The sequence below is a fragment of the Pandoraea iniqua genome, from assembly GCF_902459685.1.
In the GTDB taxonomy this organism is placed as follows: Bacteria; Pseudomonadota; Gammaproteobacteria; order Burkholderiales; family Burkholderiaceae; genus Pandoraea; species Pandoraea iniqua.
Genome location: NZ_CABPSF010000004.1, coordinates 236,663 through 256,557, shown reverse-complemented (window position 1 = coordinate 256,557; position 19,895 = coordinate 236,663). Strand labels below are relative to the sequence as shown.

Genomic DNA, 19,895 nt, shown 5'->3' with positions numbered 1-19,895 from the left:
CGCTCAAATACATCGGATTGCCACATGACTTGAGGGCGGGAGGGCGAAAAAAGGGATAGGACGGGGTAGGACGAAATGGGGTCGTCGCTCGTGTAACGTGAGTTTTTGCTCACCAACGTCCCCCCACTTCGCGATGACACTCAAATTTCGCAACCCGGCAAGCGGGGACGTCGTGGAGATCACCTACCTGTCGTGCGTGGCGGCGTTCTTCCTCGGCCCGCTTTACCTCTTGGCGCACGGTTTTGGCTGGCACGCGCTCATCTGGGTGGTGCTTGCGCTGGGTCCGGCGTTCGTCTGGGACGAGTCGGCGCTGGTAGTCTCGCTGCCGCTCACTTGCCTGCTCTACTCGCTGCTGATTCATCCCATGCTGGTGAACCAACTGCGCGTAAAAGGCTGGTTGCCGACACGTGCGGATGCCGTCACCAGCCCGAGCCATCGTGGCTATGGCGACTATGCCGACGGCGGCCACTCCAGCAGCACGGGCCGCTCGCTCAACGGGATGGTGCTGGCGCCCACGCGGGTGATTGCCGCATCGCCCGCGATTAGCCCTGCGGCCGGTTCGCCCGGCGCGCTTGCCGCCAACGAAATAACCAACGTCATTGCCGACAAAGCCAAGCCCGCGGGCGATCAGACAAGCGGCGCTCCGGCACCATCACTGGTCGGCAACCCCGACGGCGACATCGCAATAAAGTGACCGAGTGCCGCCGAGCCATGGGCGGCGCGAAACGCGAGGCTGATCGGCGCACGCGGCACCTCGCCCATCTCGGCGTCAATGGGCCAGAAGCCCATCCCCGGTGTACGAATCTGGCTCACTGACGCGGGCACCAGCGACACCCCGAAGCCCGCCGCGACCATCGGCACGATCGACGTGATCTGTGGCGCCTCCTGCCCCAGTTTCGGCCGGAACCCGGCCGCCTCGCACGCGGCAATCGTACGGTCATACAGCGCCGGACTGATCTCGCGCGGCAACAGGATGAATTCGTCCTGTGCCAGCGCCGCGAGCGGGACACGCTCGCGGGCGCACATCGGATGCCCCAGCGGCAGCACCAGCATCATCGCTTCATCCACCACCGGCACGCTCACGATGCCCGGCGGCGCATCGACCGGCGTGCGCACGAACGCCGCGTCGACCTCCTCGTTCACCAATGCCGCCAGCAGACTTGCCGTATTGCTTTGCTGCGGATGCAGTTGCACGTCCGGATAGCGCGCCCGGAAATCACGAATCCATGCCGGAATGCTCGGCTCGAAGTAAGTCGCCCCGGCAAAGCCAATCCGGATATGGCCCGCATCGCCTCGCGATATCTGCTGCATCTGCCGCTTCACCCGCGCGACGCGCTCGAGAATGTGCCGCGCCTCCGGCAAAAACGCCTCCCCCAATTCCGTCAGCACGACATCGCGCGGCAGCCGGACGAATAGCGGGCCGCCCAGTTCTTCCTCCAACTGCTTGATCTGAAGGCTGAGCGGCGGCTGCTGAATGCCCACACGCGCCGCAGCGCGGGTGAAATGCCGCTCTTCGGCGACCGCAATGAAATATTGCAAATGCCGCAATTCCATATCCACTCCCGCGTCAGCCCAGCCCCATAAGGGCTAACCATTTCAATACATTAAAAGTATTCAAACAACGCTTTCAATATATTGGAAATGTGGCCGATGGGTCAATACACTTCGAGTCAAGCGTGACAGGTGTACCCACCGCCGTTGCGTCAAATCGATCCATCGGCCGAGTTCAGCCTCAAGCGGCGGAATGCGGACCGGAAGATCGGATAAGAAAGAGACGAGGAGCCTCACGATGTATGAAGACCGCATCCGCCTGGCGTCGCTACGCGACCGGGTGATGAGCGCCGACGATGCCGCCCGGCTGATCGGTGACGGCATGGTGGTCGGCATGAGCGGGTTCACCCGCGCCGGCGACGCCAAGGACATGCCCATTGCGCTCGCCAAGCGTGCCAAAGCCCACCCGATGAAGCTCACGCTCATCACCGGTGCGTCGCTCGGCCACGATTCCGACAAGACCCTGACCGAAGCCGGTGTGCTGGCCAAGCGCCTGCCGTTTCAAGTCGACACCACACTGCGCAGCGCGATCAATCGCGGCGAAGTCATGTTTGTCGACCAGCATCTGTCCGAAACCGTCGAATTCCTGCGTGCCGGTCAGTTCGGCAAGCTGGACGTGGCCGTGATCGAAGCCGTGGCCATCACCGAAGACGGCGGCCTCGTGCCCAGTTCGTCGGTCGGCAACTCTGCGAGCTTCGCGATCCTCGCCGACAAGGTCATCGTGGAGATCAACCTCGCGCAGCCGCTCGCGTTCGAAGGCCTGCACGATATCTGGATCCCCGGACAGCGCCCGCATCGCTCGCCGCTGCCGATCGTCGACGTGCGTGACCGTGTCGGCACATCCGCCGTGAAGATCGCCCCCGAGAAGATCGCCGCCATCGTCATTACCGACACGCCGGACAGCGCCTCCAACGCCCTGCCCGCCGATGCCGATACGCAACGCATTGCCGGTCATCTCATCGAATTCTTCCAGCACGAAGTCTCGCGCGGGCGCCTGCCCCGCACGCTGCCCGCGCTGCAATCCGGCATCGGCACCATCGCCAACGCCGTGCTCACGGGCTTCATCGATTCGCCGTTCGAGCAGCTCACGATGTACTCGGAAGTGCTGCAAGACTCCACGTTCGAACTGATGGACGCCGGCAAGATGGTGTTCGCCTCGGGCTCGTCGATCACCGTCTCGCAAGCCGTGCAGGATCGGGTGTTCGGCAATCTCGAACGCTATCGCGACAAGCTCGTACTGCGCCCGCAGGAGGTGAGCAACCATCCGGAAGTCATTCGCCGCTTGGGATTGATTGCGCTGAACACCGCGCTAGAAGCCGATATCTACGGCAACGTGAACTCCACCCACGTGGGCGGCACGCACATGATGAACGGCATCGGGGGGTCAGGCGACTTTGCGCGCAACGCACGCATGGCCATCTTCGCCACCAAGTCGATTGCGAAGGACGGCAAGATTTCCAGCATCGTGCCAATGGTGCCGCACGTCGATCATAACGAGCACGACGTCGACATCATCGTGACGGAGCAAGGGCTCGCCGATCTGCGCACGCTCGCACCGCGCGAGCGCGTGAATCTGGTGATCGATCGCTGCGCCCATCCGTCGTATCGCGATGTACTGCGCGACTACTACCGCGACGCGCTGCGTTACGGCGGCCACACGCCGCATGCGCTGGAACGCGCCTTCGAGATGCACATCAACCTGCGCGATCGCGGGTCGATGCTCGCAGGCCAGTAAGCGCCGCCGGTCACGCGCACGCGCGCACGCACCAACGCACGCACTAACGCACGCAAGACAATCGACAAGGCAACGGCCGCCACGCCGGGGGGCAGGCGGCCAGTTGCCGGTGACGGCCGCACGAACCTCGTGCCGCCGAGCGAGATACGCCCGCGCCAACGTCGCGGCAGAAAGAACATGGGACGCATGCGGTCCCGTGGGCCGGACGCTGGTGAGAGCGTTCTGGCATTCGCGGTTCGCCGGCTGACGTCGGCGAGCCGCTTTTTATTGGCCGCTCGAAAACGTCAGGCGGACAAGCGATGCGGCGCGTTGGACTGATTGGCCGCGCCATCGAGCTTGAAGATCGACACCAGCTCGCGCAGGCCGCTCGACTGCGCTGCCATCGACTGCGCCGCCGCCGAGGCTTCTTCCACCAGCGCCGCGTTCTGCTGCGTGACCGTATCCATCTGCATCACTGCCTGATTGACCTGCTCGATGCCGGTGCGCTGCTCCGTCGACGCCGCCGCAATTTCCGCCATCAGATCGGTTACACGCTTGACCGCCTGCACCACTTCGTCCATCGTCGTGCCGGCTTCCGAGACGAGCTTCGCGCCTTCGTTCACCTGACGGGTCGACGCGTCGATCAACTCCTTGATCTCCTTGGCCGCATTGGCGCTGCGCTGGGCCAGCGTGCGCACTTCGCCCGCCACCACGGCAAAGCCACGGCCTTGCTCACCGGCACGCGCCGCTTCCACGGCGGCGTTCAGCGCAAGGATATTGGTCTGGAAGGCGATGCCTTCGATCACGCTGGTGATGTCGCCCACGCGCGATGATCCTTCCGAAATCTCGCGCATCGTCTCGACCACCTGACGCACCACGTCGCCACCGCGCAGGGCGATCTGCGACGCGTTCGAGGCGAGCACATTGCCCTGCTCGGCGTTATCGGCGTTCTGCTTGACCGTCGTCGTGAGCTCTTCCATGCTGGCCGCCGTCTCTTCGAGCGACGCCGCTTGCTGCTCGGTGCGCGACGACAGATCGGTATTGCCCGCCGCGATCTGGGCCGAGCCGGTCGCAATGCTCTCGCTGGTGTTGCGCACCTGCCCGACCACCTGTGCCAGCTTGCCGTTCATGTCGCGCAGCGAGCCGAGCAACAGCGCGAGCTCGTCTTGTCCATGCACATCGATGCGCGAACTGAGGTCGCCGCGTGCCACCGTCTGCGCAATGTCGACGCAGCGGCCGATCGGCACCGTGATCGAGCGGGTGATGACCAGCGCGATGACGATGTTCACGCCGAGCGCCAGCACGATCAACACAATGGTCGCGATAAACGCCGCGTGATAGTCGGCGGCTGCGGCATCGCCCGCCGCCACCGAACCCGCACGATTCACCGCAACGTGTTCAGTGAGTTTCTGGCTGAGCACGGCGAAAGACTGCACCGCCTCGGTCATGGCGAGCGTGCGCGCCTGCCCCTGCGCGGCCTCGTCGCCCTTGGCCAGTTCAGCGATGCGATTGTCGATCGCGAGGTAGTTGGCCCATGCTTCGCGCACGGCCTCGTAGGCACGGCGGTCCTCATCGGAGGCCACCAGACTGCCGTAAGCCGAAAGCGTCTTGTTGACCAGCTCGATGGCCGCTACGCGCTTGTTCGTCTCGTCGATCCGGCTCTGTTCCACCGTGGTCAACAGCACGGCCAGCGTGGCGCGTCGTGCCGCATTGGCGCCGACCTGCACGGTGCCGAGCGACTGCACGCTGGGCAGCCAGTTGTCGGCGAGATCGCGTGTGCCACCGTAAATGCGGGATGCCTGATACACCGCCATACCGCCCACGATGCACAGCAGCAACAGCGTGACGGCGAACCCGATGCTCAGGCGCGTGCCGATTTTGAGACTACCCAAGAACTTCATGCCAACTCCAGAATGCGATAAAACACGAACAATCGCATGGCATAACGGAAGTCCATTCAATAATCTTGAGTCAATAATCCCTTGATTCCCACGGAATGACTTTCACAATATTTCTGGAAATTAAAAACGGCGCGATTGATGCGCCGTTTCGTTTTCCGGTTTTGCATGACAAACCATCATCAGCAAAATCCAAATAATGGTATCCGCTTAAATATACGATTCCGTCTATTAAGAGAAATTCGGAATGAGATGCAATTACAAACTGGCACCATCGACGGGCGTTGGGTGCACGGTATCGAGATCGATGCCGTCGATGCAGCGTACGTTGACTGCCGCCATCTTCGTGCCGTCGGGCATCTCGCCGAAGGCAAACGCTTCGACGCCGCACTTCTGGCAGAACTGATGGTGAATCAGATGTTTATTGAAGAGGTATTCGCGATTCGAATCCACACCGGACGTCTGCGTGAATTCACCGCGTGGCGCAAATGCGAGAATCAATCCACGTTTTTTGCAAATCGAACAATTGCACGCAATTGTTTTGGACAAATCAATATTTACAGAAAATCGCAATTCGCCGCAATGACAGCCACCTTGGTATTGCTGAGTCGTCATGATGTGTCTCCTGAATAAAGATGAGATACCCGCCAGACAGTGTCCTATTCTGCGACAAAATCTGGCGGGCGGGCAGCGCGATGACGAATGGCGGTAAATCACCGCCGGTTCGTTGGCTGCCGACTCAGGAGACGTAGGTAAGTGGCTTCGGCTTACGCCGCGAGCGCCGGTTCGTCGCGATGCGAACCCGGCCCCGTGCGCGTGTGCATGACCGTCACGCCGTGACGGCTATGCTCGCGCAGTTGGAACAGCGCAACCGTATCGGCGAGATTGCGGGCCTGCTCGCTCAACATGGCCGATGCGGCGGCGGATTCTTCCACCAGCGCGGCATTTTGCTGCGTCGATTGATCCATTTCCGCCACGCTGCGATCGATCTGGCTAATGCCCGTGCTTTGCTCGGTCATCGCGCTGTGGATTTCCACGATCAGACGACGCACACGGCCGATGCCATCGACGATCTCGCCCATGTTATTGCCCGCCGCCTGCACGCGTTGCGTGCCGCTCTTGACGTTCTGCACCGACGCTTCGATGAGCGTCTTGATCTCTTGCGCGGCTGCCGCACTGCGTTGCGCAAGCGTGCGCACTTCACCCGCCACCACCGCAAAGCCACGGCCCTGCTCGCCGGCGCGCGCCGCTTCCACGGCAGCGTTCAGCGCCAGAATGTTCGTCTGGAACGCGATGCCGTCGATCACGCTGATGATCTCGGTGATGCGCTCCGACGACTGCGCAATTTCGCTCATCGTCGTGACGGCCCCCATGACGACGTCGCCGCCGCGTGCAGCGGCTTCGCTCGCGTCGTTGGCCAGACGCGTCGCGTGCTCGGCGGCTTCGGCCGTCTGCTTCACGCTGGCCGTCAGCTCGGTCAGGGCAGCCGACGTTTCCTGCAACGTGCCTGCCGATGCTTCGGTGCGTTGCGACAGATCGCGATTACCCATTTCGATCTCGCTCGTCGCCGAGGTCATGCCATGCACCCCGGAGCGCACGTCGATCATCACCGTGCTGATCTTGTCGACAAACGCGTTGAACGATCGCGAGATATGGGCCACTTCGTCGTTGCCGACGACATCGAGGCGGCGCGTCAGATCGCCGCCGCCCGAGCCGATGGTGTCCATCGCGTCGCGCACTTGCGACAGGCGTTTGAACGCCTGCGACGTGAAGAAGCTCGCGATACCGATGGCGCACAGCGTAAGCACGATCAGCGTGACGATGGTCGCGCTAAGCACTTGCGACAGCCCCGCGGTAGCTTCGGCCTTGTCGAGAGCGACCACGAAGAGCCAGTCGGTGCCCGGCACCGGCTGCACCTTGAGCAGCTTGGCGTCGCCGCCCAACTGCACTTCCATCGGGTCTTTGGCGCGTTCGAGGCTGGCGAGTGCGTCGGGCGTGAGGGCTTGTGCGAGATCGCTCGACTGCTTGAGCATCAGCTTCTCGTCGGGGTGGGCAATCACGAGACCGTCGCGCGAGACCACGAAGGCGAGACTCGACGGCGTGGGATGCACGGCCTTGACGACTTCCTGCACGGCGTCGAGCGGCACGGCGCCACTCACCGCGCCGAGCGTCTGGCCGTCACGCAGAATCGGCGCGGCGAACGACACGTAGAGCTTGCCCGAAGCGATATCGGCGTACGGCTTGACGACCGTCAGCTTGCCCGCGCCGGTGGCGCCCTTGTACCAGGGGCGTGCCGTCGGATCGTAGTCGGGCGGCGTGGGGCCGCTCGAGAAGTAAGACTTGTCGCTCCAGCCGATGCTCGAGATCGGGAAGCCGTTGGTTGTGCCAAGCAACTTGGTGAGCGCAACGCCCTGCTCGCCCTTTTCGACGGCGGCTGCCGTGCCGACGACCGACTGGCCCTTGGCTGCCGCCCAGCGCTCGACGGCGAGGGTGTTGCCGCGCGCCACGGCGTCGAGCGTGTTGGAAATGGTCGACATCATGCTGGTGCGCACGATGAGGTAGGTAGTAATGCCGGAGAGAATCAGCGCACCGACGACGGTGGCACACGCGATCAGGATGATCCGTGTTCTAAGCGAAGATACTGTCATGCTGAATGGACTGGCAGGCCTGCGGCTAGGAGTTCAAAGACCAGAACCGGCGCCCCAGGCCACCGGTTCCACTAGGTGGGAGGTTCCACCTCATGACTTACGGCCAGACCCGGCGAAACTTTAGGTGTTAACCCGAAACCTGCCAAAAAGGGGAGCGCCATTTCGCGGAAATCCCGGGGAAATCTCACGGGCGGCGTCAATGTGGCGTCCATGTGGCCGCGAGCGAGGCCCCACCGGCGGTGCTATGCTGGCATCGCTTCCCTTCGCACAACTTATCGTTCATCGGGGGTACTCATGACTGAAAATGACGTACTGGCCATGGAGCAACGGGCCGCCGAACTCGTTCACGCGCAGGTGTTGGGAATGCTGCTCGCCCACATGAATCATCTCGACGGACACCCGGACGCCTCGTTCGACGTCATCAAGCGCGCGATGATCGGTGAAATTGCCCGACAGGTCGCGGCGCAAGGTGGCACGGCAGCCTGTCAGGCAGAGACGCGCATGCTGTTCAATGCCGCCGTCATGCGCGCCGCCGATAGCGTGTTCGACGTCGCCGACGTTCACAACGCCGCCTTCTTCCGCCGGTTGCAACAACGGAAGGTCGCGGAAGAACCTGCGTTGGATTAAACGAAAAAAGGCCAGCCTCACGGGCTGGCCTTTCTCGTTCTACAGGTGCTACGGGCTTATCGACCCAGCCCCCTCATCGCTCAGAATGGCGCAGTGAAGGTCAGTCGCACGCCTTGCTGCAAGCCGCCCATCCCCGTCGTCACGCTGTAATCCAGCCCGAAGACGAGCACGCCGGAGCGCAGCTTCGAACCGAACCCGACCTGCACACGATCGCTGCCGTACGGGCTGCCCGGCACGAAGTACACCGGCCCGCTGCCCGCGATGTCGGCATACGCCAGCCCGGCCATGCTCTGGCCGTTGAAGTCGTGCTGCAACTCCACCCGGATGTACGGCGAGAAGGTACCGATCGGCGTCGCCTTGGCAAACCCGGCACGCACACCGAGCGTGCCCGACAACGTGTTCACGTTCTGCTTGAAGTACGTGAGCGCGTTCAGCCCGGCGCCGGTTTCGCTGTATTGGTCCAGCGTGGAGCGCGACGCCGTCAGACGTCCGTACGGCGAGAACAGCCAGTCGTCGTTGCGGAACTCGTAACCCGCCGACAGCGAGCCGAAGAACTGCTGACCGCTGCGCTTGCCGCTCGCGAAGTCGTTCGCATCGATGACCCAACGGCGCGAGCTGAAGTTCAGCGTCCCGAAGCCCGCCACCGCATCGACGAACAACGTCGGGATCGGACGGAAGCTCGCATACAACGCGCCGCTGTAGCTATCGCCCGTGCTGCGCGTGCCCGAACTGCCGATATCGGTCGCGTCATGCCCATAGCCAACCCCCGCCCCGAGCGACAACTGGTCGGACAACCGATAGTCGGCACCGAGCGTGACACCGCCCGTCGTGAACTTGAAGCCCGAGCGCTGCGCGGCGGAATTGGCGGCCATATTGGCGAAACCGAAGTCCACCGAACCGGCCGTCCAGTACGCGAAACGCTTGTCGTCGTTAGCCCCCTCACCCGGCAAATCAGGCACGCTGCTGTCGCCCGTACCGACCCCGCTTGACCCCCCGCTCTTGTCGCGCACGTCGAGGCTCTTCGCTTTGTTGAGCGCCAGCGGGCTCACATCGCCCCGCAGACACGCGTCGCGCTCGGAGATTCCCACGACATCCTGACAGCGCGACACATTGCGATCGCGATCCGGCGACGGCAGTACCACATTCAGGCCGTTGCTCGACGGCGCACGCCCCTTGCCGTGCAACGCTTCGAGACGCTGGTTGAAGTTGCCGATCTGTGTCGTGGCGAAGCGGCGTGCCGCTTCCACCTGCGCCCCGATAAGACCGGTCACGTCCGGGTCCGTCGACGGATCCTTACGTGGCGCAACCGTCACTTGCAACGTGCCGGGCGCCGACGTGGCGTTCTCGTTGGACAACGTGTACGTGATCACCGCCATGCCCGCGAAGGCTGCCGCCGGCACGAAGCGCACGCTGTACTGCGTGGGTGCGACCACGGCAGCGCGAAGCCGCTGAACGCCGCCCGCACTCGCCGGTGCTGCACCGGCAACCGCCACGATGGTGGCCGTGCCTGCATTCGCGGGCGAGACCGCAATGACGTTCGCGGCCGTGAACGGGCCACCGGTCGCACCCGTCGTGATGTCGATATTGGTCGCCTCGTTGGCACTGACGCTCGCCTGCAAGCCGGGCGCCGTCACCGGCACCGCCTGCACCGTCACCGTGACGGGAATCGGTGCCGAAGTACCCGCGGCGTTAGTGAGCGCGTAGGCGAACGTGACCACGCCATTCGTATTGCCCGCCGGGGTGTAGACGATGTCTTCACCGGTGACGACCGCCGTGCCGCTGGCGGGCGGCGTGACGATGGCCACGCGGGTGAACGGGCCGCCCACGGCGTTCGCCGTCGCGTGAATCGTGATCGGGGCGTTGGACAACGCTTTCACATCGATCGCCGGTGCCGATGCGGCCTGCGCCGTGATGTTGAAGGTATAGCTCTGCGAGGCGGTCAGCGGCGTGCCCGGTCCGGTGCTGGCATCGGTGACCGAAATCGTGAACGTGCTGGTCCCCGTGGCGCTCGGCGTACCGGTAAGCGCCCCCGTCGTGGGATTCAACGTCAACCCCGCCGGCAATGCACCGCTCGTCACGGTAAATCGGTACGGCAAGGTGCCGCCCGACGCCGACATCGTCTGGTTGTAGGCCTGCCCGGCCACTGGCGTCGGCAATGTCGCGGGTGTCAGGACGACCGCAACCGGTGACGTGTAAGTGAACTGATTGGCAGGTGTGGTGCTGCTCGTGCCATTCGGTGTCGTCACCGTGATGTTGGTCACACCCGACGTGCCCGGCGGCGATACCGCGGTGATCTGCGTTGCGCTGACGACGGTGACAGAGGACCCGGCAACCGCACCGAACTTGAGCGCCGTGGCGCCAGTGAACCCCGTGCCCGTGACGGTCACGGCCGTGCCCCCCGTCGTTGGGCCGGTATTGGGGGTGACGCTGGTCACCGTAGGCGCGCCGAGATAAGTGAACTGGTCCGCCGCCGTAACGGGGCTCGTCCCCCCAGCGGCGCTCACGCGCACGTCGACGACGCCCGAGCCCGCCGGCGCCGTTGCCGTAATTTGTGTCGTGCCGTTGACCGTAATGTTCGAGCCGGACGTGCCGCCGAACGACACGCTCGTCACATTGTTAAAGCCCGTCCCCGTAATCGTGACGGAAGTCCCGCCGCTCGCCGGGCCGCTCGTCGGCGAAATCGACGTGACGGCGGGCGCCGCGTAGTAGGTATAGCCGCCGACCAGCGTCTTGCTGCCCAACGGCGTCGTGACGATGATGTTGGCAGCGCCTGCCGTGCCCGCCGGTACCGTGGCCGTCAGCGACGTCGAGCTGTTGACCGTCACGCTGTTCGACAATTGACCGCCGACCATCACGACCGTCACGCCGGGGATGAAATTCGTGCCGCTGATGGTCACGGTCGTGCTGCCGGCCACTGGCCCGTAGGCCGGCGCCACCGATGACACCGTTGGCAAACCGGCGTAGGTGTAATTGTCCGCCGTCACGATGGCGCTCGTGCCCGCTGGGTTCGTCACGCGCACGTCCACGACCCCGGTACCCGCCGGTGCCGTCGCGCTGATTTGCGAATCGCTATTGACCGTGAAGGCTGCGGCCGTCGCCCCGAACTTCACCGCTGTCGCCCCCGTGAAACCGCTGCCCGAGATGGTCACGGGGGTGCTTCCACTCGTCGACCCATACGCCGGGGAAAGCGAAGTCACGACAGGCACCGCGACATAGGTGAAGGCGCCACCTGTCGTGGAGGTTCCGCCGGGCGTATCGACCGTGAGCGTTGCCGCACCTGGCGAGCCCGCCGGTGTCGTGATCGTGATCGTGGTCGAACTGATCGCGGTGATCGTTGCCGTGTTACCACCGAGCTTGACTGTTGTGACCCCGTTGTAGAAATTCGAGCCCGTGATCGTGACCGAATCGCCACCCGCCGTTGAGCCGGTAGTGGGCCCCAAACTCAAAACCGTCGGTGGCGCCGCGTAGGTGAATTGGCTCGATGGACCGACGGCACTCGTGCCATTCGGCGTGGTCACCACGACATTGACAGTTCCCGCCGAGCCGGCAGGCGATGTCACGGTGATCTGCGTGTCGCTGTCGATATTGAAAGTCGTCGCCGGTGAGCCGTTGAACGTCACACTGGTCGTGCCGGTAAATCCGGTGCCCGTAATCTTGGTCTGCGTGCCGCCCGCCGGAGACCCCACGGTCACCGAGAGGCCGGAGATCGCCGGCGCCGGCCGATACGTGAACTGGTCGTTACTGCTGGTCGCGCTGGTGCCGCCGGTGGTCGAGACCCTCACGTCGACGGTGCCCGTGCCAGCGGGTGAGCGAGCCGTAAGCTGGGATGCGCTCACGAACTGGACATTCGTCGCCGCCGTGCCACCGAAACTCACCGTTGCCGCGGAGGTGAAGCCACTGCCGTTGATGGCCACGGTCGTACCTCCGCCGGCCGCGCCGGACGTCGGCGCGATGCTCGTCACCGTGGGCAGGGCCATGTAAGTGAACTGATCGGCGCTGCTGGTCGCGCTGGTGCCCCCCTGCGTGGTAACAACGATGTCGACGACGCCTGCGCTCGCGTTCGCAGGCGATGTCACCGTGAGCTGCGTGTCGCTGACAGCCGTGAAGGGCACACTGACCGCGCCGAACGCCACTGCGGTCGTTGTCTTCAAGCCAGTCCCATTGATCGTCACCGTCGTGCCGCCGGCGAGCGGGCCTTCCTTCGTCCCGAGCGATGTCACGGTAGGGACGCCCACGTAGGTGAACTGATCGGCGGCACTGGTCGCGCTGGTGCCATTGTTGTTGGTGACCGTAACGTCGACGGTGCCCGCTGCCGCCGCGGGAGACGTGACGGTGATTTGCGTATCGCTGTCGAGGGTAAAGCTCGGCGCCGACGTACTGCCGAACTTGACCGAAGGCACGCCGCCGGTGCTGAACCCCGAACCTTGGATCCTGACGCTCGCTCCGCCGCTTGGCGCACCGGCATTCGGTGTCACCGAGGTCACGACGGGCGCCGCGCGGTAGGTGAACTGGTCGCTCGCGTTAGCTGCGCTCGTGCCGGCGCTGTTGGTCACTTTCACGTCGACAGTACCCGTCCCGGCGGGCACGTTCGACACCGTGATCGTGGTGTCGCTCATGATGGTATAGGGCAGCGCAGCGGTCGACCCGAAGGTCACCGAGGTGGCATTGGTAAAGCCGGTTCCGGTGATCGTTGCCGATACACCGCCGCTGGGGGGACCCGACGACGGAGATACCCCCGTCACCGTCGGTGTGTACGTGAACCTGTCGCCCGGCGCGTTGACCACGCTGGTGCCAGCGCTGGTGCTGACGGTGACATCGACTGGCGCCGTCCCGGCAGGGGATGTCGCGACGATCGTCGTATCGTTCAGCACCACAACACCTGTCCCGGGGCTTGCGCCGAAGTTGACCCCGGTGGCCCCGAGAAAGCCGGTCCCGGTGATCGTCACGGCCGTACCGCCGCTGTTCGGCCCCCCGCTCGGGGCGAGCGAGGTGACTGTTGGCAGAGGCGGGTTGAAGGTGTAGGCGTTCGTCAGCGTAGACGACCCGCCCCCTCCGCCGCCAGTGCCCGTCGTGTCGACGACAACGTCGACAAGGCCCGCTGAGTGAACAGGCGTGGTCGCCGTAATCGACGACGTACTGTTCACGACAACGCCGGTCGCGGCCGTTCCGCCAAATTTAACGGTCGCGCCGAGCGCAAAGTTTGAACCGGAGAGCGTGACGCTCTGGTTGCCGGTTGTTGGGCCGGAGGATGGCGTCACGCTGGTGAGCGACGGGGTGCCCGCGGCGATTTTGATGGCCACGACGGACGGTGCGCCACCCTGTTGATACAACGTAAATGACCACGAGGTCTGCGTGGTGTTTGCCTTTGGCGTGAAGACCAGTGTGTCGAAACTGGGATCGCTCAGATCGACGGTCAAGATCGAGCCATCGGCGGCGGTGAGATTACCGATGTTGCCATTTGACGTGGTGTACAGCCCATTGGCCGACGGATCGCACGCACCAAATACTGGCATCTGATAACGGTAGGTTCCGCCGGAGAGCTGCGCTGGCGTGGGCGTCCATGTGACGCATGCCTGCGACCAGGCCGACGACGACGCCGTGAACAACACCAGCAGCGTCAGCAGCGCACGCAGCCAGTGAAACCAAGCGACGGGCGCCACAGATGACCGACGGCGTACGGACTCGAGAGGAAATTGAAGACTAGGCAACATGGCGAACCGGGAGAGAAGCAAATGACTTGGCGGGGAGCCGACACGCATGAGCGGCAGGGCACTGGCTTGTCACGCGCGGGCATGAGAAGCGGGCACGCACGCGAAGACCGCGAGTGCTGACTCGCGGCGTTCGCTGGCTCAGATCAATCGGGAAGGACTTGTCGCGTGGGTATTTGAGACAGGCTGGGCAACACACATGTATTGCGGCCGACCGATGGGCAGTACACCCGTCGTATGAATACCGATTCGCCCCGTTGGTATTGCGTTTTCATTTGACTTCCCCCGAAGTCCTCGCCAGCGATGCGGCAAAGACCCATTTGTAATTTTGCTTTCGTGCTCCGGAAATGCCCGCAGCATCGTTTATTCGTGAATGCCCGGAATGAACTGACGGACACCTGACTAATTTCTGCGCAAGGGTAGGCACCATTGCCTTGCGCGTCAAGCACGATTATCGGCAAACCTAACCTACCTCAACGAGCCAAGGGTATTCACCAATACTTCGATGTCTGTTTTATTAATAAGCGAGAAATTTCAAACGATCGTTTTATCCATCGAAATTTAATAAGGGAAACGAAATATATTTGAAATGAAATATGACGATGGCAAAATGCGCGCCTATAAGAATTCAAAGATCGTGGCGTCGCCACTTAACCAGGAAGAAACGGATGGACTCATATCTCGGGGAAATACGTTTGTGTGCTTTTCCGGTCGTACCAAGGGGGTGGCTACCGTGTGACGGGCGCCTGCTCAACGTGAACATCAATCAGGTGCTGTTCTCGTTGCTTGGCACGCAATACGGTGGTGACGGCCGAGTCACCTTCGGGCTGCCCGACCTGCGCGGGCGCGTCGCGATGCATCGGCTGCCAGGGACGTACAACCAAGGTGCGCCCGGGGGTACCGAAACGGTGGCGCTCAATGCTCAGCAGGTGCCCACGCATTCGCATGAGTTCCGTGCGGCGACCAACGATGCGACGCAACCGCTCGCCGGCACCGGCAAAGACCGTCTGCTCGCCAAGAGTGTGATCTCGCAGCCGGACACAGCGACGGTAGATGGCACCGCGCTTTATGGCCCGGTAACGGCGCAAACGCTCACAGCCGAGTCGCCCGAAGCGAGTGGCGCGACGAGCGACGCCACCGGCCACAACAACATGCAATCCTCGCTGGTCCTGAACTACATCATTTGTGTTCAGGGCGGCCTCTACCCGCCACGCCCCTAGGAGCCGGACATGGAAGCCTACATTGGTGAAATTCGCATGTTCGCCGGCAACTACGCCCCGCTGGGGTGGAAGTTTTGCAACGGGGAACTCCTCAACATCGCTTCCGATTACGAGGTGCTGTTCTCGTTGATCGGTACGACGTACGGCGGCGACGGCAGAAGCAACTTCCGGCTGCCCGACCTGCGACTGCGGGTGCCCATCGGCGCGGGACAAGCGCCCGGAGCCACGCAGCGGCTCATCGGCCAACAGGTTGGCAGCGACACGGTCACGCTCCAGCCGTCGGACGTGCCGGGCCACTTGCATACGATCAACGCCTCGACGGCCGACGCCACGACGCCCACCCCCGGCCCGGGCGTAACACTCGCTAAAACCAGTTCGGTGTTTTATGACTCGGGGGTACGTTCCGCCCCCACCAAGGCAGCACTGGCGGCGCCCGCCATTGCACCGGCCGGCAATGCTCAGCCCACTGCGCACCCCAACGTCATGCCCACGGCGTCGATGAACTACATCATCTGCGTCTCCGGCCTCTACCCATCGCAAGGCTGACCAGAGAGCTCCATGGACGATTACTACATTGGTGAAATTCGGCTCTACGCCTTCAACTATGCGCCGATCGACTGGGTTGTCTGCGACGGTACGATCCTTCAGATTCGCCTATTCCCTGAGCTCTATGCCGTGATTGGCACGACGTACGGCGGGGACGGCAGGACCACGTTCGCGGTGCCGGATCTGCGTGGATTGGTATCACGGGGAACCACGGAGGCGGCCCAGATGGGCAAGGTGGAGGGGAGTCCGACGGTGACGCTCCAAGACCAGCACATGCCGCTGCACACGCATACGGCCTATGTGAACTCCACGCGTCCGGCAGGCGACTCGGCCAGCGACAAGCTGCCCGCCCGCTTCGTTGTCGGCGGCAACAACGCGTATCGCGAGAACACGTCGGATCTGTCGCTCGTAGCGCTCTCGCCGTTGACGGTCGGCCCCGCCTGCACAGGCGGTGCGCACAACAACATGCAACCGTATCTGCCGTTGAATTTCTGTATCGCGATTAAAAACGGCGAGTTCCCGCCGCGCCCTTAAAGCGCGCGTCGAAATCGTCGTTGTTTTAAAACCGGCACTTCCGCCATTCGTTGGCGGGGTGCCGGTTTTCTATTTCCCGCCAGACGTTATGCGGCTTGCGCGATCAGCCAGTCGAACACTTCCGTCACGAATGCCGAACGTGGCTCGCCGGCGACGCGCGACACCCACCACGTACGCCCTGCTATGCGGGGATAGCCGGGAAGCACGCGCAGGCGGTCTTGTTTCAGGCTTTCGTCCGCCAGCAATCGCGAGACGCACGCGATGCCCTGCCCTCGCAGCGCGGCATCGAGCAGGAGACGTTCGTCGTCATAGATGGCGCGCTTGCGAAACGGCGCCAGCGCATCGCGAAACAGCGCCGCCGTTTCGTCACGGGTGAAACTCTCTTCGAGACAGATCAGCGACGCGTGCGCGGGATGCTGATCGTGGGAGACGCTCGCGAGTTGTTCAGCCAACTCGGGCGTGGCAACGATCACCCACTCGTCTTTCAAAAACGGTATTTCCAGAAGTCCGGTTTGCTGAAGCGGCCGGTCGCTGATGGCAATGTCGATGTCGGTCTCGTCGATGAACCGCGCGGCGTCGTCGGTCGAGAGCATCGGACACAGTGCCGGGTTGCTAGCCTGAAGTTGCTCGATGCGCGGACTCAGCCAGCCATGCAACAGTGACGCTGGCCCCGCGATGGCGACGAGACCCGGGTCGAGATAGGTCGCGATACGGCCGAGCCCGTTTCGCAAGGTGTCGACCGAGCGCTGCACGCTGCGCTGGAGCACTTCGCCCGCGACCGTCAATTCCACGCCCCGCCCGACGCGGCGAAAGAGCGGCTGGCCGATTTCTGCTTCCAATTGCTGCACTTGATGGCTGATGGCCGATTGCGAAATATGCAATTCGTCCGCCGCCCGTGAGAAATTGCCGTGGCGGGCCGCCGCCTCGAAGCCCATCAGCAATTTGAGCGAAGGAATACGCTGCCGAGTCATCGATGCGCACCAAGATATGAGAAAAGTTGATTAATCATAGCAATAAACCTCGCTTTTTATTATCGAATAGATGACGCAAACTGCGTCAACTGCCTGATTTGCCGACGCACCGGCGATCGCTCGATGGCGTAATCTCGTGCGGGAATGCTTCGACAGGATGGAGTTATGCAAGCAAGACGTCGTTTTCTGAAGCGCGGATTGGTGGCCTCGGGCGCAGCACTGGTGAGTGGTGCCGTCACCGGTGGTTTGGCCCGTGGCGCCTTCGCAGCGGGCACGCCGGACGGCAATGCGCTGTCGTGGTCGATGCCGGACGAAGGCGAACGTCACACAGCCACGTGGATGGCCTTCGGGCCGAGCGAGGACATCTGGGGCCGCCGCATGCAGCAGGCGGCTCAGGACGGTTTGGCGCGAATCGCTCAGGCGATTGGCGACTTCGAGCCGGTCAATATGCTCGTGCGCGAGGAAGACTACGACGTGGCCCAACGCAAATGCGGCGACGCGGTGAACCTGATCGTGCAGCCGATCGACGATTTGTGGATACGCGACACCGGGCCCGTGTTTGTCCGGGGGCGCAGTGGCGAAAAGGCGGGCATCAACTTCAACTTCAACGGTTGGGGGAAAAAGCAGGCTCATGCCGACGACGCAAAGGTCGCCGCGTTTGTCGCGCAGGAAGCCGGTGTGCGCCTGTTGAACACGCGTCTGGTACTCGAAGGCGGTGGCATCGAGGTCGACGGCGAAGGCACCGCCATCATTACCGAGAGTTGCGTGCTCAATCGCAACCGCAACCCCGGCGTCGACAAGGCGGCATGCGAATTGGAACTGAAGCGGCTGTTGGGCCTGCGCAAGATCATCTGGTTACCGGGGATCGCGGGCAAAGACATTACCGACGGTCACACCGATTTCTACGCGCGATTCGCCCGCCCGGGCGTCGTGATCGCCCATCTGGAGAGCGATACGAGTTCCTACGATCATGCGGTGACGGTACGCCACCTCGACATTCTGCGTCAGGCGTCGGACGCCGCGGGCCGCAAGCTGCAAGTGGTCGTGCTGCCCGGTCCGAACAGCGTGCGCAGCACGTACGAGTCAGACGAGTTTGCCGCCGGATACGTCAACTTCTACGTGTGCAACGGCGCCGTGATCGCGCCTCAGTTCGGCGACAGTCAGACGGACAAAAGCACACGCGACAAACTGCGTGATCTGTTCCCCAAGCGAGAGATCGTGCAGATCAATATCGACGGCATCGCGGGCGGCGGCGGCGGTATTCACTGCACGACACAGCAGCAGCCCGCCTGATCACCCCAGTGACGGCGGCGCCGCTTGGGCAACGTCGATGCGTTTGGGCAGCAGATTGAGCTCAAGGAACGCATCGGCAATCTGCTGCTGTTCGGCCAGCGTAGCGCGCGTGATCCGCTCGATGCCGAAGCGCTGACGCGACAGCACCAACTCGACCGCGTCACGCGGCACACCCCACAACTGCGCGTACTCGGACGCGGCCGCAGCACGATTGGCCTCGACCCATTTATCGACGGCGTTGAGTTCTTCGATGACCACGCGCAGCACATCCTCGTTGTGTTGAACGTAGGTGCGCGACGTGAAGAAGTACAGGCGATTGCCGACAAGGCCGGTGCCGTCGGCCACGAGACGCGCGTCAAGCGACTTCTGCGCGACGGCAAGGAAGGGGTCCCATATCAGCCACGCGTCGATGGCACCGCGCTCGAACGCCGCGCGTGCATCGGCAGGCTGCAGGAAAACCGGCGTGACGTCCTGCGGCTTGAGGTTCGCCTGTTGCAACAGCCGCACGTACAGATAGTGCGTGTTCGAGCCCTTGGTGAACCCGACGCGCTTGCCTTTCAGCTGCGCAAACGACGTGATCGGTGAGGTCTTCGGCACGAGCAGCCCTTCGCTATTCGGCCGCTGAACGCCCTGCCCGAAATAGACGAACGGCGCACCGGCCGCGAGGGCAAACACCGGCGGGGCTTCGCCGACATCGCCAAAATCGATCGACCCGACATTGAGCGCTTCGAGTTGTGGCGGCCCCGATGGGAATTCGGTCCACGTCACGTGAACGCCCAGTGGCGCCAGCCGCTTTTCCAGCGTGCCGCGCCCCTTGAGAAGCGTGAGCAGCCCCTTCTGATTGCCGATGCGAAGCACTCGCCCGCCGGTCGCGCCTGCGGCCCCCGGCGCCCCCGATTGCGCCGAGGCGATCGGGGCGGCTGCGGCATAGGCAAGCGCCGCAGCGCCGGTCGTCAGCAAACGGCGGCGAGCCGCGGAGAAGTGGGCAGACATGGCGAATCCATCGAAGTTGAGTGTGCCGTCCAGACTAATCGGCCACCGCCGCGAGGGGAACGAATCGCTTGTGGAATGCTTATGACGCCAGTGTGGCTGTCGAGGGCAATTGGGGTGGCCCCCGGTTTTCTTTGGGAAATGTCCCGGTATTGGTAGAATCGGCGCGCCCACTCAGGCATGCGCCCTGACCCC

General features: G+C 63.3%; 14 protein-coding genes. 7 read left to right on the top strand and 7 right to left on the bottom strand.

Annotated elements, in window-relative coordinates:
- Window positions 1–133 precede the first annotated feature (133 nt).
- Window positions 134–694 (top strand): hypothetical protein, encoded by a 561-nt coding sequence (locus PIN31009_RS16840; RefSeq protein ID WP_150791033.1) that lies wholly within the window; start codon window positions 134–136, stop codon window positions 692–694.
- Here PIN31009_RS16840 and PIN31009_RS16835 read toward each other — a convergent pair.
- Window positions 628–1,554: a LysR substrate-binding domain-containing protein gene (locus PIN31009_RS16835; RefSeq protein WP_150791032.1), complete on the bottom strand. Its 927-nt coding sequence runs from the start codon at window positions 1,552–1,554 to the stop codon at window positions 628–630. The two genes, PIN31009_RS16840 and PIN31009_RS16835, sit on opposite strands and share 67 nt — an antisense overlap.
- A gap of 235 nt (window positions 1,555–1,789) precedes the next feature.
- On the opposite strand from PIN31009_RS16835, the gene scpC reads away from it, so the two are divergent.
- Complete coding sequence (gene scpC, locus PIN31009_RS16830) at window positions 1,790–3,286, top strand: succinyl-CoA:acetate CoA-transferase ScpC (RefSeq protein WP_150684692.1); 1,497 nt, start codon at window positions 1,790–1,792, stop codon at window positions 3,284–3,286.
- 284 nt (window positions 3,287–3,570) lie between these two features.
- Here the strand turns inward: scpC and PIN31009_RS16825 are convergent, their stop codons facing one another.
- The 3 genes from PIN31009_RS16825 to PIN31009_RS16815 all read right to left on the bottom strand — a co-directional run bounded on the left by PIN31009_RS16825 (window position 3,571) and on the right by PIN31009_RS16815 (window position 7,811).
- Window positions 3,571–5,166: a methyl-accepting chemotaxis protein gene (locus tag PIN31009_RS16825; protein ID WP_150791031.1), complete on the bottom strand. Its 1,596-nt coding sequence runs from the start codon at window positions 5,164–5,166 to the stop codon at window positions 3,571–3,573.
- 255 nt (window positions 5,167–5,421) lie between these two features.
- Window positions 5,422–5,778, bottom strand: a complete 357-nt coding sequence (locus PIN31009_RS16820) for a GFA family protein (protein ID WP_174997232.1) — start codon at window positions 5,776–5,778, stop codon at window positions 5,422–5,424.
- A gap of 152 nt (window positions 5,779–5,930) precedes the next feature.
- Window positions 5,931–7,811: a methyl-accepting chemotaxis protein gene (locus PIN31009_RS16815; RefSeq protein WP_150791030.1), complete on the bottom strand. Its 1,881-nt coding sequence runs from the start codon at window positions 7,809–7,811 to the stop codon at window positions 5,931–5,933.
- A gap of 294 nt (window positions 7,812–8,105) precedes the next feature.
- Between PIN31009_RS16815 and PIN31009_RS16810 the strand changes: the two genes are divergently transcribed.
- The gene (locus PIN31009_RS16810) at window positions 8,106–8,438 is read left to right on the top strand and encodes a hypothetical protein (protein ID WP_150684695.1); all 333 of its coding nucleotides are present in this window, start codon (window positions 8,106–8,108) and stop codon (window positions 8,436–8,438) included.
- A gap of 80 nt (window positions 8,439–8,518) precedes the next feature.
- On the opposite strand, the gene PIN31009_RS16805 is transcribed toward PIN31009_RS16810, so the two are convergent.
- Window positions 8,519–14,098 carry an IPT/TIG domain-containing protein gene (locus tag PIN31009_RS16805; protein WP_174997230.1) on the bottom strand — a complete coding sequence of 1,860 codons (5,580 nt, stop codon included), beginning with the start codon at window positions 14,096–14,098 and terminating at the stop codon, window positions 8,519–8,521.
- Window positions 14,099–14,814: 716 nt separating this feature from the next.
- Here PIN31009_RS16805 and PIN31009_RS16800 point away from each other — a divergent pair.
- The 3 genes from PIN31009_RS16800 to PIN31009_RS16790 are packed head-to-tail and all read left to right on the top strand — an operon-like array spanning window position 14,815 to window position 16,446.
- Complete coding sequence (locus PIN31009_RS16800; RefSeq protein WP_150791028.1) at window positions 14,815–15,366, top strand: phage tail protein; 552 nt, start codon at window positions 14,815–14,817, stop codon at window positions 15,364–15,366.
- 9 nt (window positions 15,367–15,375) lie between these two features.
- Complete coding sequence (locus tag PIN31009_RS16795; RefSeq protein ID WP_150684698.1) at window positions 15,376–15,912, top strand: phage tail protein; 537 nt, start codon at window positions 15,376–15,378, stop codon at window positions 15,910–15,912.
- A gap of 12 nt (window positions 15,913–15,924) precedes the next feature.
- Window positions 15,925–16,446: a phage tail protein gene (locus PIN31009_RS16790; protein WP_150684699.1), complete on the top strand. Its 522-nt coding sequence runs from the start codon at window positions 15,925–15,927 to the stop codon at window positions 16,444–16,446.
- Window positions 16,447–16,532: 86 nt separating this feature from the next.
- Here the strand turns inward: PIN31009_RS16790 and PIN31009_RS16785 are convergent, their stop codons facing one another.
- Entirely contained in the window at window positions 16,533–17,417 is an 885-nt protein-coding gene (locus tag PIN31009_RS16785) for a LysR family transcriptional regulator (RefSeq protein WP_150791027.1), read from the bottom strand.
- Between the two features lie 165 nt (window positions 17,418–17,582).
- Between PIN31009_RS16785 and PIN31009_RS16780 the strand changes: the two genes are divergently transcribed.
- Entirely contained in the window at window positions 17,583–18,710 is a 1,128-nt protein-coding gene (locus PIN31009_RS16780) for an agmatine deiminase family protein (protein WP_150791026.1), read from the top strand.
- On the opposite strand, the gene PIN31009_RS16775 is transcribed toward PIN31009_RS16780, so the two are convergent.
- On the bottom strand, window positions 18,711–19,703 hold the full coding sequence (locus tag PIN31009_RS16775) for a sulfonate ABC transporter substrate-binding protein (protein ID WP_150791025.1): 993 nt from the start codon (window positions 19,701–19,703) through the stop codon (window positions 18,711–18,713).
- Window positions 19,704–19,895 lie beyond the last annotated feature (192 nt).

Bases quoted from the DNA above. Each gene is read 5' to 3' on its own strand.
- PIN31009_RS16840 (WP_150791033.1), top strand. From the start codon at position 134: ATGACACTCAAATTTCGCAACCCGGCAAGCGGGGACGTCGTGGAGATC.
- PIN31009_RS16835 (WP_150791032.1), bottom strand. From the start codon at position 1,554: ATGGAATTGCGGCATTTGCAATATTTCATTGCGGTCGCCGAAGAGCGG.
- scpC (WP_150684692.1), top strand. From the start codon at position 1,790: ATGTATGAAGACCGCATCCGCCTGGCGTCGCTACGCGACCGGGTGATG.
- PIN31009_RS16825 (WP_150791031.1), bottom strand. From the start codon at position 5,166: ATGAAGTTCTTGGGTAGTCTCAAAATCGGCACGCGCCTGAGCATCGGG.
- PIN31009_RS16820 (WP_174997232.1), bottom strand. From the start codon at position 5,778: ATGACGACTCAGCAATACCAAGGTGGCTGTCATTGCGGCGAATTGCGA.
- PIN31009_RS16815 (WP_150791030.1), bottom strand. From the start codon at position 7,811: ATGACAGTATCTTCGCTTAGAACACGGATCATCCTGATCGCGTGTGCC.
- PIN31009_RS16810 (WP_150684695.1), top strand. From the start codon at position 8,106: ATGACTGAAAATGACGTACTGGCCATGGAGCAACGGGCCGCCGAACTC.
- PIN31009_RS16800 (WP_150791028.1), top strand. From the start codon at position 14,815: ATGGACTCATATCTCGGGGAAATACGTTTGTGTGCTTTTCCGGTCGTA.
- PIN31009_RS16795 (WP_150684698.1), top strand. From the start codon at position 15,376: ATGGAAGCCTACATTGGTGAAATTCGCATGTTCGCCGGCAACTACGCC.
- PIN31009_RS16790 (WP_150684699.1), top strand. From the start codon at position 15,925: ATGGACGATTACTACATTGGTGAAATTCGGCTCTACGCCTTCAACTAT.
- PIN31009_RS16785 (WP_150791027.1), bottom strand. From the start codon at position 17,417: ATGACTCGGCAGCGTATTCCTTCGCTCAAATTGCTGATGGGCTTCGAG.
- PIN31009_RS16780 (WP_150791026.1), top strand. From the start codon at position 17,583: ATGCAAGCAAGACGTCGTTTTCTGAAGCGCGGATTGGTGGCCTCGGGC.
- PIN31009_RS16775 (WP_150791025.1), bottom strand. From the start codon at position 19,703: ATGTCTGCCCACTTCTCCGCGGCTCGCCGCCGTTTGCTGACGACCGGC.